This is a genomic window from Streptomyces sp. NPDC087844 (assembly GCF_044742785.1).
Classification (GTDB): Bacteria; Actinomycetota; Actinomycetes; order Streptomycetales; family Streptomycetaceae; genus Streptomyces.
In genome coordinates, this window is record NZ_JBIUVD010000001.1 from 785,166 (window position 1) to 799,862 (window position 14,697).

Below are 14,697 nucleotides of genomic sequence, written 5' to 3' on the forward strand. Positions count from 1 at the left end.
CCGCACTTCAAAGGCGTCTCACCGTGTACTTCCCGTGATCTCGACCCCCGAAAACCCGGATTTTCCCGGCCTCCCGGCAGTCTTGTCGATCACGGAGGGTAGATGACCGGAAATTGGCCCTGTGATCGATCACACACGAGCCAGCCTTTCGCCCGCCCGGTGAATTCCGCGCAAAGCGAACATCCTCGCGTGTCGGCGACATGTTCTCAGATAGGTAGGGCGACTCGCATCACCAGGCCACCTCCCTCGCGCGGTTCCGCGACGATGTGGCCGCCGTGGGCACGGGCCACCGACCTGGCGATCGACAGTCCCAGGCCCACACCCTTGTCACTTCCCGTCCGCTCGGTGCGCAGCCGCCGGAACGGCTCGAAAAGATTGTCGATCTCGTACGCGGGGACCACGGGCCCGGTGTTGGACACCGTGAGGACGGCCTGGCCGTGCTGTACCTGCGTGACCACCTCCACCCAGCCGCCCTCCGCCACGTTGTAGCGCACGGCGTTCTGGACGAGGTTCAGGGCGATCCGCTCCAGGAGGACGCCGTTGCCCTGGACGACCGCGGCGGCCTGCTCCCCGCGGACCTCCACGCCCTTCACGTCCGCCTCGCCACGCACCTGGTCTATGGCCTGCGAGGCGACCTCGGCGAGGTCGACCGGCTTGCGCTCGACGATCTGGTTGTCGCTGCGGGCGAGCAGCAGCAGGCCCTCGACCAACTGCTCACTGCGCTCGTTGGTGGCGAGCAGGGTCTTGCCCAGCTGCTGCAGCTCCATGGGGGCGCCCGGATCGGACAGGTGCACCTCCAGGAGCGTGCGGTTGATCGCCAGGGGCGTCCGCAGCTCGTGCGAGGCGTTCCCGACGAACCGCTGCTGGGCCGTGAAGGCCCGCTGCAACCGCTCCAGCATGTCGTCGAAGGTGTCCGCCAGCTCCTTGAGCTCGTCGTCCGGGCCGTCCAGCTCGATCCGCCGGGACAGGTCCGAGCCCGCCACCGCACGCGCGGTACGGGTGATGCGGCCCAGCGGGGAGAGAACCCGCCCGGCCATCGCGTAGCCGAAGGCGAAGGCGATCACGGCGAGACCGAGGAGAGCCATCAGCGAGCGGCTGAGCAGTCCGTCCAGGGCGTGCTGCCGCTGGACGGCGGTGCACTCCTTGAGCATGGCGTTCAGCTCTTGGTTGTTGCCCGCCCCGCTCAACTGCGGGCAGGTTGCACTGGTGAGTTCGAGGTTGCTGCCGGTCACCTGGAAGTCGACGCCGCTGCCCTCGTGCAGGGCCTGGGCCGCGAGCAGATAGATGATCGACAGCAGCAGGATCCCGGCGATCAGGAACATGCCGCCGTACAGCAGCGTGAGCCGTATCCGGATGGTCGGGCGCAGCCAGGGGAAGGGTGGCTCCGGTTTCCTCGGGTCCCAGGTGGGCTTCGGGGGCGCCTTGGGAGGCGCGGGGGTGGTGGTCATCGGGGTCAGATCCGGTATCCGGAGCCGGGCACGGTGACGATGACCGGCGGCTCGCCGAGCTTGCGGCGCAGGGTCATCACCGTGACCCGCACGACGTTGGTGAACGGGTCGGTGTTCTCGTCCCAGGCCTTCTCCAGGAGCTGCTCGGCGGAGACGACCGCGCCCTCGCTGCGCAGCAGGACCTCCAGGACGGCGAACTCCTTGGGCGCGAGCTGGACCTCCTTGCCGTCGCGGAACACCTCGCGGCGGTTGGGGTCGAGCTTGATCCCGGCGCGCTCCAGGACGGGCGGCAGCGGCAGGCTCGTACGCCGGCCCAGCGCACGCACGCGTGCCGTCAGTTCGCTGAACGCGAAGGGTTTGGGGAGGTAGTCGTCGGCGCCGATCTCCAGTCCCTCGACCCGGTCGCTGACGTCTCCGGAGGCCGTGAGCATCAGCACGCGGGTCGGCATGCCGAGCTCGACGATCTTCCGGCAGACGTCGTCGCCGTGCACGAGCGGGAGGTCACGGTCGAGGACGACCACGTCGTAGTCGTTGACGCCGATGCGCTCCAGGGCGGCCGCGCCGTCGTACACGACGTCGACGGCCATGGCCTCCCGGCGCAGTCCGGTGGCCACCGCATCGGCGAGCAGCTGCTCGTCCTCGACGACGAGTACGCGCACGTCGCTTGTCCTTCCTGTGTCCGCCCGCGCGGCGACTTCTCGCACACACGGGCGGGGTCCGATGGGGTCCTCCCGCTCGAACGCAACCGAGGGCGGGGAGGGTGGGACTCCATCCTGCCCTTTTCGGCCATAAGTCGGCTGTAAGACGGGTTCGGGAGCGGGGAATGCCAGATTTTCTCGGAGGGTTGAGGTTTCCGTGAAAGGGAGCAAGGGGAGGACGGCTTTACACCCCGCGATCACGCTCTGCCTGTGCCGCAGCACCCGGCGGTACGTCATGCTCCGCTTCCGCAGGGCGGGCGTGGGTGTCCGGCACTGACGCCGCTCGGCTGGGCAGCGCCGGGCATCCCTGGAGACGTGATCGCCCCTTCCGACCGGCACACCCCCGTGCCACCACCGACCCACGACCCAGGACGAGGGGGCGCAGCATGGACGCATTCACCACAGGACTTCTGCAGCGCATAAGGGCGACCGAGTCCGACCTGACCATGGCTCGCGAGACCGGCGACGACTTCCTCGCGGAGGTCGAGCAGGCGGAACTCGACGACCTGCACCGCCTTGCCGCGGAGCACGGTGTTCAGGTCGGCGTGTCACACGTCTGACCGAGTTCGTGACAGGAGCGGGGCCCTGGCAGATCCAGCCCGGGGCCCCGCTCGGTCGTCTGTCGCGCGGTGTCTGTCGCGCGGTGTCCGTCGCGCTGCGTCCGTCGTGCGGTGTCAGTCGTGCGGTGTCAGTCGTGCGGTGTCAGTCGTGCCAGGCGCCGAGTTCGTCGAGCCGGGACTGGAGGGTCTCGAAGAGGCCGGGCGGGGCCGCGACGGTCAGGTCGGTCGAGAGGGGCTCTCCGGGGCGCCCGCCGGTCAGCGCGCCCGCCTCCCGGGCGATCAGGTCACCCGCGGCGTAGTCCCAGGGGTTGAGTCCCCTCTCGTAGTACGCGTCCAGGCGGCCCGTCGCCACGTCGCACAGGTCGATGGCCGCCGAGCCGCCGCGGCGGATGTCGCGGACCTGGGCGATCAGCTGCCCGACCACCTCGGCCTGCCGGGTCCTGCGGTTGGCGAGATAGCCGAAGCCGGTGCCGACGAGGGCCAGCCCGAGGTCGGGAGCGGGCCGCACGCGCGCGGGGCGGTCGTCGACGTGGGCACCGCCGCCCAGGACGGCCCGGTAGGTCTCCGCCCGCATCGGGGCGTGCACGACCCCGACGAGCGTCTCGCCGTCCTTGCGGGCCGCGATGGACACGGCCCAACTGGGCAGGCCGTACAGATAGTTGACCGTCCCGTCTATCGGGTCGATCACCCACTGGACGCCGCTGCTGCCCTCGATGTCGGCGCCCTCCTCCCCCAGTACGCCGTCGTCCGGCCTGGCGTCGGCCAGCAGACCGGTGATCAGCTTCTCGGAGGCGATGTCCATCTCGGTGACGACGTCGACGGCGCTGGACTTGGTCGCCGCCACGCCCAGGTCGTCGGGGCGAGCGTCCCGCAGGAAGGCGCCCGCGCGGTGGGCCGCGTCGAGCGCGATCTCCAGCAGTTCGGCCTTCAGCTCGTCGTTCGCTGTGGCGGTCACGGGGCTCCTCATACGTACGGGCTGTCGGCGCCCGCGGCGGCGGGCTTGGGGGCGCGGGCCGGGCAGCAGCCCGCGGGGCAGAGGTCGTGGCTCGGGCCGAGGGCGCCGAGAGCACAGGGCGAGACGTCTCCGCCGTTCTCGGTGGCGGCCCGCTCCAGGACGAGGTCGCGGATCGCGGCGGCGAACCGCGGGTCGGCGCCCACGGTGGCCGAACGGCGCACCGGCAGCCCCAGCTCCGCGGCCTTCGCCGTGGCCTCCGTGTCGAGGTCGTACAGGACCTCCATGTGGTCCGAGACGAACCCGATGGGCGCCATGACGACCGCGGGGACGCCGGCTCCGTGCAGCTCCTCCAGGTGGTCGCAGATGTCCGGCTCCAGCCACGGGATGTGCGGGGCTCCCGAGCGCGACTGGTAGACGAGCTGCCAGGGGTGCGCGGTCCCGGTCCGCTCACGCACCGCGTCCGCGACGAGCCGGGCGACGTCCAGGTGCTGGCGCACGTACGCCCCGCCGTCGCCGTGGCCCGCCACCGGTCCGGAGGTGTTCGCCGCCGATGTCGGGATCGAGTGCGTCGTGAAGGCGATGTGCGCGCTCGCGCGGACGTCCTCGGGAAGCTCGGCGAGGGACTTCAGGACACCCTCGGTCATCGGCTCGACGAAGCCCGGGTGGTTGAAGTAGTGCCGGAGCTTGTCGATCCGCGGCAGCTCCAGGCCCTCGCCCTCCAGGGTCGCCAGGGCCCCGGCCAGGTCCTCGCGGTACTGCCGGCAGCCCGAGTACGAGGCGTACGCGCTCGTGGCCAGCACCAGGACGCGGCGGCGGCCGTCGGCGGCCATCTCGCGCAGGGTGTCGGTCAGGTACGGCCCCCAGTTCCGGTTGCCCCAGTACACGGGCAGGTCCAGGCCGTGCTCCGCGAAGTCCTTGCGCAGGGCGTCCAGCAGGGCGCGGTTCTGGTCGTTGATCGGGCTGACCCCGCCGAACAGGAAGTAGTGCTGCCCCACCTCTTTGAGGCGTTCCTTGGGGATGCCCCGGCCCCGGGTCACGTTCTCCAGGAACGGGACCACTTCGTCGGGGCCCTCGGGGCCGCCGAAGGAGAGCAGGAGCAGGGCGTCGTAGGGGGTGGCATCGAGCACGTCTCGCATGCCTCGATCCTGCCACCCGCCTCCGACAGCCGGGCATCGGCGGGGGCCGAACGGGAGGTGGACGCAGTGACCGGGAAAATCCACACATGGGTTAGGGTCACCTGACTCGTAAGCTGTATCAGTCGGATACACGCCTTACCGGACCCTCACCGGAGACCTCCCGTGCTCAGCCCCTACCGCGCTCTGTTCGCCGCACCCGGCTCCAGGGGTTTCACCGGCGCGGGCCTCCTCGGCCGGATGCCGCTGTCGATGATGGGCATCGGCGTGGTCACGATGATCTCCCAGGTCACCGGGCGGTACGGGCTCGCGGGCGCCCTCTCGGCGACGATCGCGCTGTCCGCGGCGGTGCTCGGGCCCCAGATATCCCGCCTGGTGGACCGGCACGGACAGCGGCGGGTGCTGCGGCCGGCCACGCTGTCCGCGCTCGCCGCGTCCGCCGGGCTCCTGCTCACCACTCACTTCGACGGGCCGGACTGGGTGCTGTTCCTCTGCTCGGCCGGTATCGGCTGCGTACCGAGCGTCGGTGCGATGACCAGGGCCCGCTGGGCGCTCATCTACCGCGGCAGGCCCGAACTCCACACGGCGTACGCCTTCGAGTCCGTCATCGACGAGATCTGCTTCATCTTCGGGCCGATCATCTCCATCGGCCTGTCCACCGTGTGGTTCCCGGAGGCCGGGCCGCTGCTCGCGGCCTGCTTCCTGGCGGCCGGTGTCTTCTGGCTGACGTCCCAGCGCGCCACCGAGCCCCCGCCGCATCCCCGCGGGCACCACACGGGAGGCTCGGCGCTGCGCTCGGCCGGACTGCAGGTCCTGGTGGCCACCTTCGTGGCGACCGGCGCGATCTTCGGCGCGGTCGACGTGGTCACCGTGGCCTTCGCCGACGAGGAGGGCCACAAAGGTGCCGCGAGCATCGTCCTGGCCGTCTACGCGGCGGGCTCCTGCGTGGCCGGGGCCGCCTTCGGGCTGCTGCGCTTCACGGGGGCGCCCGCCCGCAGGTGGGTACTGGGCATCTGCGCCATGGCCGTGAGTATGATCCCTCTGCTACTGGTCGGAAACTTGCCGTTCCTGGCTGTGGCGCTGTTCGTTGCGGGCCTGTCCATCGCACCGACGATGATCACGACGATGGCCCTCGTCGAACTGCACGTACCACGTGCGAAACTGACCGAAGGCATGACGTGGGTGAGCACGGGGCTCGCGGTCGGGGTCGCGCTCGGCTCCTCCCTGTCCGGCTGGGTGATCGACGCAGCCGGGGCGCGGGCCGGGTACGGGGTTCCGGTCGCGGCCGGAGCTGTCGCGGTCGCGGTGGGTTTCCTCGGGTATCGCCGGCTCAGCAGGCCGGTTCCGCAGCGGGGAGGAACCCATGAACAGCACAGTGAGCGGCAAGAGCGGCACCTGGCGTAACTGGGCAGGGAACGTCACCGCCCGGCCGGCCCGGGAGGTCACTCCGGCCTCCGTCGAGGAGCTCTCCGCCGCCGTGCGCCAGGCTGCCGAGGACGGGCTCAGAGTCAAGGCCGTCGGTACGGGCCACTCCTTCACCGCTGCGGCGGCGACCGACGGCGTATTGATCCGCCCTCAACTGTTGACCGGCATCCGCAGGATCGACCGTGACAACGGCACCGTCACGGTCGAGGCCGGCACACCGCTCAAGCGCCTCAACCTGGCCCTGGCCCGGGAGGGTCTGTCGCTCACGAACATGGGCGACATCATGGAGCAGACGGTGTCGGGCGCGACCAGCACCGGCACGCACGGCACCGGCCGCGACTCCGCCTCGATAGCCGCCCAGATCACGGGACTTGAACTGGTGACCGCCGACGGCTCGGTCCTCGCCTGCTCCGAGGAGGAGAACCCCGAGATCTTCGCGGCGGCCCGGATCGGGATAGGCGCTTTGGGGATCATCACCGCGATCACCTTCTCCGTAGAGCCCCTTTTCCTCCTCTCGGCCCGTGAGGAGCCGATGAGCTTCGACGAGGTGACGGGCTCCTTCGACGAACTGTGCACGGAGAACGAGCACTTCGAGTTCTACTGGTTCCCCCACACCGGCAACTGCAACACCAAGCGCAACAACCGCAGCGTGGGCCCGGAGAAGCCGGTCGGCACCGTCCGCGGCCTGTACGAGGACGAGTTCCTCTCCAACGGCGTCTTCCAGGCGGCCAACTACGTGGGCCGGGCCGTCCCCGCCACGATCCCCTCGATCGCCCGGATCTCCAGCCGCGCCCTGTCCGCGCGCACCTACACCGACATTCCCTACAAGGTCTTCACTTCTCCTCGCAGGGTGCGTTTCACGGAGATGGAATACGCGGTTCCGCGAGCCGCTCTGGTCGAGACACTGCGCGAGCTGAGGACCATGGTCGATCGTTCGCCTCTGCGCATCAGCTTCCCGGTGGAGGTGCGCACGGCCCCCGCGGACGACATCACCCTCTCCACCGCCTCCGGCCGGGACAGCGCGTACATCGCGGTCCACATGTTCAGGGGGACGCCGTACCAGGCGTACTTCAGCGCCGCCGAGCGGATCTTCACCGCGCACGAGGGCCGGCCCCACTGGGGCAAGGTGCACACCCGTGACGCGGAGTACTTCGCCGGCGTCTATCCGCGCTTCGGCGAGTTCACCGCACTGCGGGACCGCCTCGACCCGCAACGGCGCTTCGGCAACGACTACCTGCGGCGGATCCTGGGCGAATAACGGTTCAGGCGGGCCGTGAGCAGCCGTCGTGTCGACCGATTGCCCGAGCACAGGACGTACGGTCGAAGCGGCTCCCCGCACTTCTGGCGATCATGTGAAGAACGAGTCTCAACATGATCACGAGAACGTCACCCCGGGCGGCCAACTCCCGCCTCCGGACAGAAGTTCGGTGGCGTGCCGATCCACGCAAGTGGCCCGAATGGAGTACTGTTGCGAGCCCTGGGACCGGACGCACGCCAGGGTGTCCGGAGCCGTACAGGACCGCCGAGAGGGGGCCCGTTGCACAGGGTGATGAGCTTTGTCACTCAGCGTTGCGAATAGGTAACCGTGCCATAACGGCGAGTTCGGGCCACCGTCCGACACGCCGGGCAATTCGGCAAGGTTGTGGCAGGCTGCACCCGGGCAGGCCACACTCGACTAGCGGAAGCAGCGACGCACGTGACGTCGGCAGGCACCACCCGGGAGGTCCCCATGCCCGAACTGCGTGTCGTGGCCGTCTCCAACGACGGCACACGGCTGGTGCTGAAGGCTGCGGACAGCACGGAGTACACGCTTCCGATTGACGAGCGTCTACGCGCCGCCGTACGCGGCGACCGTCCCCGCCTCGGCCAGATCGAAATCGAGGTGGAGAGCCATCTCCGCCCCCGAGACATCCAGGCACGCATACGTGCGGGTGCATCCGCCGAAGAGGTCGCCCAGCTCGCCGGTATCCCCGTCGACCGGGTCCGCCGCTTCGAGGGACCCGTGCTCGCCGAGCGCGCCTTCATGGCGGAGCGGGCCCGCAAAACGCCCGTCCGCCGCCCCGGCGAGACGACCGGTCCCCAGCTCGGCGAGGCCGTGCAGGAGCGCCTGTTGCACCGCGGCGCCGACAAGGAGACCGTCCAGTGGGACTCCTGGCGCCGCGACGACGGCACCTGGGAGGTGCTGCTCGTCTACCGCGTGGCGAGCGAACCGCACTCCGCGAGCTGGACGTACGACCCGCCCCGGCGGCTCGTCCAGGCCGTCGACGACGAGGCCCGCTCGCTGATCGGCGAGTCCGACGACCTCGGCGCCGCCGAACCCAGCTTCCCGTTCGTCCCGCGCATCGCGCGGCTGCCCCGCGACCGTCCGCTGGACCGCGCCCTGGACCGGCAGATCGAGCGGCCGAGCCTGCCGCCGTCGTCCGAGCCGGACATCGAGGAGGGCGTCAGCGAGCGTGAGCGCGACTCGCTGACCAGCCTCCTGGAGGCGGTGCCCAGCTTCCGCGGTGACATGGTCGTGCCCGAGAGGCCCTCGGCAGGACCCGCCGCCTCGGCGGCCTCCACGACGTCGACCACGGAACGCCTCGCGGAGGAGGAACCGCCCGTCCCGGAGCCCGAGGTGGAGGAGCCGCAGGTTCCCGCTGCCTCGGCGGGCTCCGCCTACGCGGACGTGCTCATGCCGCGCTCGGTGGCCAGCCACCGCGACCGGCTCGTCGGCGCCACCGACCGGCAGGCCGAGGCGGACGGTGTCCGTCCGGGACGCAGAGCGGCCGTACCGAGCTGGGACGAGATCGTCTTCGGGACGCGACGCAAGAAGCAGGACTAGGAAGTGGCAGGGGCTCGCACCGTCTCGGTGCGGGCCCTCTGCTCTCCCGTCCGCCCTTCCTTACCGGTTCACGCTTCCTCACCGGTTCACGCTTGCTCACCGGTCCACGATCCCCTGCCGGTCAGCGCTGCTTTGTCGGCCCGACCCGCTGTCGCGCCCCGGGCGCTACTGCGGATCGGGGCCGGTCGCGACCGGGCGCCCGTCGTTCTGCGACCACTCCGACCAGGACCCCACGTACAGCGCGGCCGGAATGCCCGCGACCGCCAGCGCCAGAACCTCATGCGCTCCGGAGACGCCCGACCCGCAGTAGACGCCGACCTCCGAAGAGCCGTCGACCCCCAGGGACGCGAAGCGGTCGGCGAGTTCCCCGGCCGGCAGGAAGCGACCGGATTCGGCCACATTCCCGGTGGTCGGCGCCGAGACCGCGCCGGGGATGTGGCCGCCGACCCGGTCGATCGGCTCGACGTCGCCGCGATAGCGCTCGGCGGCCCGGGCGTCGAGGAGCAGACCGGTGCGGGCCAGCGCCGCGGCGCCGTCGGCGTCGAGCAGGGACACCTTCCCCGGAGCCGGTACGAAGGTTCCGGCGGCCGGAGCCGCACGGCCGCTCTCGACCGGACCGCTCCAGGCCGCGAGGCCGCCGTCAAGCACACGCACCGACGGGTGACCCGTCCAGCGCAACAGCCACCAGGCCCGCGCGGCGGCCCAGCCGAGCCCTCCGTCGTACACGACGACGTCACGGTTCTCGGAGACCCCGGCCGCGCGCATGGCCTCGGCGAAAACCTCCGGATCGGGCAGCGGGTGGCGGCCCGCCGCGCCGGCGGGGCCGGCGAGTTCGGTGTCCAGGTCCACGTAGACGGCTCCCGGAATATGCGCCTCCTCGTAGGAGTGGCGCAGGTTGGGACCACCCAGCTGCCAGCGGATGTCCAGCACGACCGGCGGGTTCGGCCCCGTCAGGTCGCTCGCGAGTCGGGATGCGGAGATGATGGCGTTCATGGCCACCATCCTCGCGCACGGGGTGGCTACAACGTCCGGGTCCGGCTACTGTGCTCCGCCGGGCCGACCCGACCACACGGCGTGCGGGAACGGGCACACGCTGTACGGCCGTCGGACATGCCGAGGCAATCGCGGGGAAACGGATGGGCAACAGGAATACGGGCATCCTCGCGCCGTGGGCCGTTCGGCCGTGGCGCGGCCGACCGCCGGTGGTGCGACCATCGGCACCGGGCGCCGTGGTCCACGACGGTGGTGAGGCCCGGTTCGACAGCGGAAGTGAAGGCGCCCCGCGAGGCGCCGAGGAGAGGGTGACGATGACCGAGGCACGGGAGTCGGCCGGCCTGAACGGCTCTGCGTACACGCCCGGCGCGCCCTGCTGGGTGAGTCTGATGGTGCACGGGATGGCCGCGACCCAGGAGTTCTACGGGGAACTGTTCGGCTGGGAGTTCCGGCCCGGTCCGCAGCAGCTGGGTGCCTATGTGCGGGCGCAGTTGAACGGGCAGGAGGTGGCGGGCATCGGCCAGCTTCCACCGGACCGCCATCTGCCCGTGGCGTGGACGCCCTATTTCGCCTCGGACGACGCGGACCTGACGGCGGAGACCGTCCGGCACTGCGGCGGCACGGTCGGCGTCGGTCCGCTGGTCGCCGACGACGCCGGTCGCCTGGCGATCGCCTCGGACCCCTCGGGCGCCGTGTTCGGCGTCTGGCAGGCCGCGGCCCATCTCGGTGCGGGCATCGCCGGGGTCCCCGGGGCCCCCACGTGGAACGAGCTCGTCACCCGTGAATCCGCGGGTGTCGCCAAGTTCTACGAGACGGTCTTCGGTTACGAGGAGGAGCCCGTCGTCTCGGCCGACTCCGACTACGTCACCCTGCACATCAAGGGCCGCCCGGTGGCCGGAATCCATGGCGTCGGCAACGCCCTGCCCCGCGACCGGGGCGCCCACTGGTTGACGTACTTCGAGGCCGTCGACGTGGACGCGGCCGTGGCCCTGGTCGTCGAACTGGGCGGCCACGTCCTCAAACCGGCCCACGACAGCCCGTACGGCCGTGTCGCCATGGTGGCGGACCTGGAGGGAGCGGCGTTCTCGCTGGTACGGACCACCCGCTGAGCCTCGTTAGCACTTGCTCCACCTCGCGGCACGTGGCCACGGCGCTCGCGCGCCGGAAGGACAACACGCCCGGACCCGGACCCGTACCGACACGGACACCGACAACGACAACGACAACGACAACGCGGCATACCCACCGGGTCCCTGGTGGGTATGCCGACCGCTTTGCGGCTACTCGGTCTGGGCCACGGCGACTGTCGGTGAGGTCCGGGAGGCGCGGAGGGCGGGCACCATTCCCGCGGCGGCGGTCACCAGGACCAGGACGGTGAAGACCGTCGCGAGTTCCCTGGCGGGGACGCTGAACGGGGCGCTCGTCTGGGCGACGCGGACCACCAGCCAGGAGTACGGCATGCCGAGGGATAGACCGAGGACTCCGCCCAGTACGCCGTAGAGCCCGCATTCCACCGTGACCATGCGGTGCACGGCCGCTCCGCTGAGGCCCAGGGCCCGCAGCAGCCCGAACTCACGCTTGCGTTCGACGACGGTGAGACTCGCCGTGGTCGCGACTCCGGCCACCGCCACCAGGACGGTCAGTCCAAGAACCATGATCACTGTCGTGGCCATCGTCCGCAGGTCGTCCGACTCGCCGGCCTGTCCTGCCGAGTCCTCGGCGATGACGCGGCCGTCGCCGCGCTGAGGGCCGGTCAGCGTGTCGGTGATGGCCCGCTGTGCGCGTATGCGCCCCTGAGCGCCGTCCTTCGAGGCGTTGGCGGTGACCGTGGTGGGCGCCGCGGCCATTCCCATACCGCTGAGGTCCGCGGCGGGGACGAAGAAGTTCCCTCCGTAGGGTCCGGCTCCGGGCAGCGTCGCCGCCACGGTGAGCTGGACGGGACGGCCCTTGAACTTCAGCGTCACCCGGTCGCCCGCCCGGACGCCGAGCCGATGCGCGTGATCGGCGTCCACTACGACGTGGGCGGGGTCGAGACTGCCGAGGGAGCCGGTACGGGCGGTCAGGCCCACGCCGGAGCGGACGCTGGTGAGGTCGAGGTCGGAGATCGTCGCGCTGCGGGTGCTCTCGACGACCTCCGCCGTGCGGAACGCGGTCACAGCGGCCAGTTCGGGGTGAGAGGTCAGATCGGCGGCCAGCGACCGGTCCAGCGAGTCGCTGTCTCTCGCGTACAGATGGAAGTCGGCGGGTGCCTCCACCGCCTGCCGGTACCGCTCGTAGGCGTTCAGGGAGGCGAGGCAGGTCAGGGTCGAGCCGACCAGGCAGACGCCGAGGGCCACGACGACCGAGACCGAGGCGGCCCGTCCCGGCGCGCCTCCGACGCCCGCGACCGCGAGGCGCCCGGCCGCACCGGTGCGACGCAGTGGCACGGCGACGGCCGACAGCACGGGCCGGACCAGACGGGGGCCGATCGCGATCAGGGCCAGGAAGGCCAGCCCGCCCGAGAGCACCACGACGGTCAGCGCCTCGAACCGGTCGTACTCCGCGTCGCCCGGCTGGGGCAGTCCGCCGTACTGCTGCCATGCGAGACCCGCGGCGCCCGCCGCGCACAGCAGGCCCAGCAGGGTCCGTCCGATGCCGCCCGCCGTGTCCTGCCCGCCCGCCGCGCTCCGCAGGGCTTGCAGCGGGGAGACCCGTGAGGCGCTCAGGGAGGGGGCCAGGACAGCCAGGATCGCCAGGGCAACAGTGCCGAGAACGGTGAGAACGGCCTCTGTCAGCGGGACCTGGGAGGGTGCGAACAGGTCGTGCCCGAACCGCCCGGCCACCAGAGGGACGAGCTGCCCGCAGGTCCAGGCCGCCACCACACCGGTCGCGCCGGCCAGCAGGCCGACCACCGCTCCTTCGGCGACGAGCGCGGCGGCGAGCCGTCGTGAGGTCGCCCCGATGGCACGCAGCAGCGCCAACTGGCGTACGCGCCGGGCGAAGACGATGCGGAAGGTGGAGGTCGCGACGAGAACGGCCGCGCCGACGGCGACGGCGAGGAAGACGGTGACCAGCTCCAGGATGTCCTTCGCCTCCGCCACCGCCGCACTGGCCTCCTCCGCCCGCACCTCGTCCCCGGACCGCACCCGCGCTCCGGGCACCGCCTGCCGGATCCGCTCCGTCAGTTCCGCGGACACGGAACCGGACGCCGAGGACGCGGTGTCGGCGCGGCTGTCGGTGCGGATGTCGATACGGGAATAGTCCGACACGCCGAGCAGCTCGCCGAGCTGAGGGCCCGGGGCGTACCCCGTGGGCTGTATGTCGTTCGTGGCGATGCCGCTGACGATGCCGCTGACCTCGACCGTCACCCGTCGGGTGCCGTCTCCGTCGGCTTCGGGCTGCAGCAGGGTGAGCGACGATCCCGGAGCGAGACCGTATTCCCGCGCGGCCTGCGTGTTGACGGCGAGGCGGCCCGGGCCTGAGGGGTACGTGCCCTTGAGCAACCGGACTTCCGCCAGGGCGCCGGTGCCGGGGTCCGCGGACAGATCGAGGTAGCGTTCGACGGCGCTGCCGGCCAGCGGACTGCCACCGTCGATCCGGCCGACGGCCTCGGTGACTCCGGGCGTCTTCCGGACCTCGCGAAGGCGGGCCTCGCCGATGTCCTCACCGTCGTCGTCGCCGTCGTTGCCGTCGTCGCCGGGCGTGAGCACCAGTGACACCGCTTCCGGTGTTCCGCGGAACTTCTCGACGACGGTCGCGGTGATGATCTGCTGAGCCATGACGGCCCCGAAGACGACGAATGCCGCGATCAGCAGTGACAGTCCGGTCGCCGCGAACCGTCCGGGCCGCCTCAGAAGTTCCGCCACCTGGGAGCCCAGGACGGTCGCACGCCAGGGAGTCCTCATCGCCGCCCCTCCCTGACGTCGGTGGCGAGTGCGGCGGCCCGCCCGGTGGGGGCGGCGTGCTCGTCGTTCACGACATGTCCGTCCGCGAGGGTCAGCACGCGGTCCGCGTACCGCGCGGCCTCGGGGTCATGGGTGACCATCACGACCGTCTGGCCGAGGTCGTCGACGGACCGGCGCAGCATGGTGAGGACTTCGGCGCCGGCCCGGGAGTCGAGGTTGCCGGTGGGTTCGTCGGCGAAGACCACGGCCGGCCGGGCCACCAGCGCCCTGGCCACGGCGACCCGCTGCTGCTGGCCCCCTGACAGTTCGGCAGGTCGGTGCGACACCCGGTTCGCGATGCCGAGGACTTCGCAGAGGTGGTCCACCAGCTCGCGGTCCGGGCGCCCGCCGGACATGGCGACGGGCAGCACGATGTTCTCGTAGGCCGTCAGCTGCGGCAGCAGGTTGAACGACTGGAAGACGAACCCGATCTGTTTCCGGCGCACCCGGGTCAGTTGCCGGTCGGACAGCCCGGTGATCTCCGTTCCGTCCAGGACGATGCTGCCGGAGGTGACGGTGTCGAGTCCGGCGACGCAGTGCATCAGGGTCGACTTACCCGACCCGGAGGGGCCGACGACGGCGGTGAACCGGGCACGCTGGACGCCGACGGACACCCCGTCGAGGGCCCGCACCTCGGCGGTGCCCTGACAGTAGGTTTTGACCAGGGCGGTAGCGGTGATGACGTCGTCCGGTGTGTGACCGCGGGCGGTGTGGAGAGCCATGGGAACAGTTCTCGCG

The 14,697-nt window shown here is 71.1% G+C and carries 12 protein-coding genes; 5 read left to right on the forward strand and 7 right to left on the reverse strand.

Translation table 11 applies throughout. The features are described 5' to 3' along the window. Positions 1-206 precede the first annotated feature (206 nt). On the reverse strand, positions 207-1,448 hold the full coding sequence (locus ACIOKD_RS03145; protein WP_402077367.1) for a sensor histidine kinase: 1,242 nt from the start codon (positions 1,446-1,448) through the stop codon (positions 207-209). Positions 1,449-1,453: 5 nt separating this feature from the next. Continuing rightward, positions 1,454-2,107 carry a response regulator transcription factor gene (locus tag ACIOKD_RS03150; RefSeq protein WP_006380516.1) on the reverse strand — a complete coding sequence of 218 codons (654 nt, stop codon included), beginning with the start codon at positions 2,105-2,107 and terminating at the stop codon, positions 1,454-1,456. Positions 2,108-2,532: 425 nt separating this feature from the next. On the opposite strand from ACIOKD_RS03150, the gene ACIOKD_RS03155 reads away from it, so the two are divergent. Next, positions 2,533-2,706 (forward strand): hypothetical protein, encoded by a 174-nt coding sequence (locus ACIOKD_RS03155; RefSeq protein WP_398293507.1) that lies wholly within the window; start codon positions 2,533-2,535, stop codon positions 2,704-2,706. A 142-nt stretch (positions 2,707-2,848) separates the two neighbouring features. Here the strand turns inward: ACIOKD_RS03155 and ACIOKD_RS03160 are convergent, their stop codons facing one another. Together ACIOKD_RS03160 and ACIOKD_RS03165 are read right to left on the reverse strand one after the other, a co-directional pair. Further along, positions 2,849-3,673 (reverse strand): inositol monophosphatase family protein, encoded by an 825-nt coding sequence (locus ACIOKD_RS03160; protein WP_402077371.1) that lies wholly within the window; start codon positions 3,671-3,673, stop codon positions 2,849-2,851. Continuing rightward, the gene (locus ACIOKD_RS03165; protein WP_402077374.1) at positions 3,670-4,797 is read right to left on the reverse strand and encodes a ferrochelatase; all 1,128 of its coding nucleotides are present in this window, start codon (positions 4,795-4,797) and stop codon (positions 3,670-3,672) included. Before ACIOKD_RS03165 ends, ACIOKD_RS03160 begins: the two co-directional genes overlap by 4 nt. 162 nt (positions 4,798-4,959) lie before the next feature. On the opposite strand from ACIOKD_RS03165, the gene ACIOKD_RS03170 reads away from it, so the two are divergent. The 3 genes from ACIOKD_RS03170 to sepH all read left to right on the forward strand — a co-directional run bounded on the left by ACIOKD_RS03170 (position 4,960) and on the right by sepH (position 9,043). Then, positions 4,960-6,198: an MFS transporter gene (locus ACIOKD_RS03170; RefSeq protein WP_402077377.1), complete on the forward strand. Its 1,239-nt coding sequence runs from the start codon at positions 4,960-4,962 to the stop codon at positions 6,196-6,198. Next, positions 6,158-7,477 (forward strand): D-arabinono-1,4-lactone oxidase, encoded by a 1,320-nt coding sequence (locus ACIOKD_RS03175; RefSeq protein ID WP_402077379.1) that lies wholly within the window; start codon positions 6,158-6,160, stop codon positions 7,475-7,477. The genes ACIOKD_RS03170 and ACIOKD_RS03175 overlap by 41 nt, the downstream gene beginning before the upstream one ends. Before the next feature lie 471 nt (positions 7,478-7,948). After that, entirely contained in the window at positions 7,949-9,043 is a 1,095-nt protein-coding gene (gene sepH, locus ACIOKD_RS03180; protein WP_402077382.1) for a septation protein SepH, read from the forward strand. Between the two features lie 165 nt (positions 9,044-9,208). On the opposite strand, the gene ACIOKD_RS03185 is transcribed toward sepH, so the two are convergent. Beyond that, a complete protein-coding gene (locus tag ACIOKD_RS03185) occupies positions 9,209-10,036 on the reverse strand; it encodes a sulfurtransferase (protein WP_402077385.1) in 828 nt (275 codons plus the stop codon). A 314-nt stretch (positions 10,037-10,350) separates the two neighbouring features. On the opposite strand from ACIOKD_RS03185, the gene ACIOKD_RS03190 reads away from it, so the two are divergent. Then, positions 10,351-11,145, forward strand: a complete 795-nt coding sequence (locus ACIOKD_RS03190; protein ID WP_402077388.1) for a VOC family protein — start codon at positions 10,351-10,353, stop codon at positions 11,143-11,145. 171 nt (positions 11,146-11,316) lie between these two features. Here ACIOKD_RS03190 and ACIOKD_RS03195 read toward each other — a convergent pair whose 3' ends face one another. After that, positions 11,317-13,920, reverse strand: coding sequence for an FtsX-like permease family protein (locus ACIOKD_RS03195; protein ID WP_402077391.1), 2,604 nt, complete (start codon positions 13,918-13,920; stop codon positions 11,317-11,319). Continuing rightward, positions 13,917-14,681, reverse strand: coding sequence for an ABC transporter ATP-binding protein (locus ACIOKD_RS03200; RefSeq protein WP_402077393.1), 765 nt, complete (start codon positions 14,679-14,681; stop codon positions 13,917-13,919). The genes ACIOKD_RS03195 and ACIOKD_RS03200 overlap by 4 nt, the downstream gene beginning before the upstream one ends. Positions 14,682-14,697 lie beyond the last annotated feature (16 nt).

Bases quoted from the DNA above. Each gene is read 5' to 3' on its own strand.
- ACIOKD_RS03155 (WP_398293507.1), top strand. From the start codon at position 2,533: ATGGACGCATTCACCACAGGACTTCTGCAGCGCATAAGGGCGACCGAG.
- ACIOKD_RS03145 (WP_402077367.1), bottom strand. From the start codon at position 1,448: ATGACCACCACCCCCGCGCCTCCCAAGGCGCCCCCGAAGCCCACCTGG.
- ACIOKD_RS03190 (WP_402077388.1), top strand. From the start codon at position 10,351: ATGACCGAGGCACGGGAGTCGGCCGGCCTGAACGGCTCTGCGTACACG.
- sepH (WP_402077382.1), top strand. From the start codon at position 7,949: ATGCCCGAACTGCGTGTCGTGGCCGTCTCCAACGACGGCACACGGCTG.
- ACIOKD_RS03165 (WP_402077374.1), bottom strand. From the start codon at position 4,797: ATGCGAGACGTGCTCGATGCCACCCCCTACGACGCCCTGCTCCTGCTC.
- ACIOKD_RS03175 (WP_402077379.1), top strand. From the start codon at position 6,158: ATGAACAGCACAGTGAGCGGCAAGAGCGGCACCTGGCGTAACTGGGCA.
- ACIOKD_RS03160 (WP_402077371.1), bottom strand. From the start codon at position 3,673: ATGAGGAGCCCCGTGACCGCCACAGCGAACGACGAGCTGAAGGCCGAA.
- ACIOKD_RS03200 (WP_402077393.1), bottom strand. From the start codon at position 14,681: ATGGCTCTCCACACCGCCCGCGGTCACACACCGGACGACGTCATCACC.
- ACIOKD_RS03195 (WP_402077391.1), bottom strand. From the start codon at position 13,920: ATGAGGACTCCCTGGCGTGCGACCGTCCTGGGCTCCCAGGTGGCGGAA.
- ACIOKD_RS03185 (WP_402077385.1), bottom strand. From the start codon at position 10,036: ATGAACGCCATCATCTCCGCATCCCGACTCGCGAGCGACCTGACGGGG.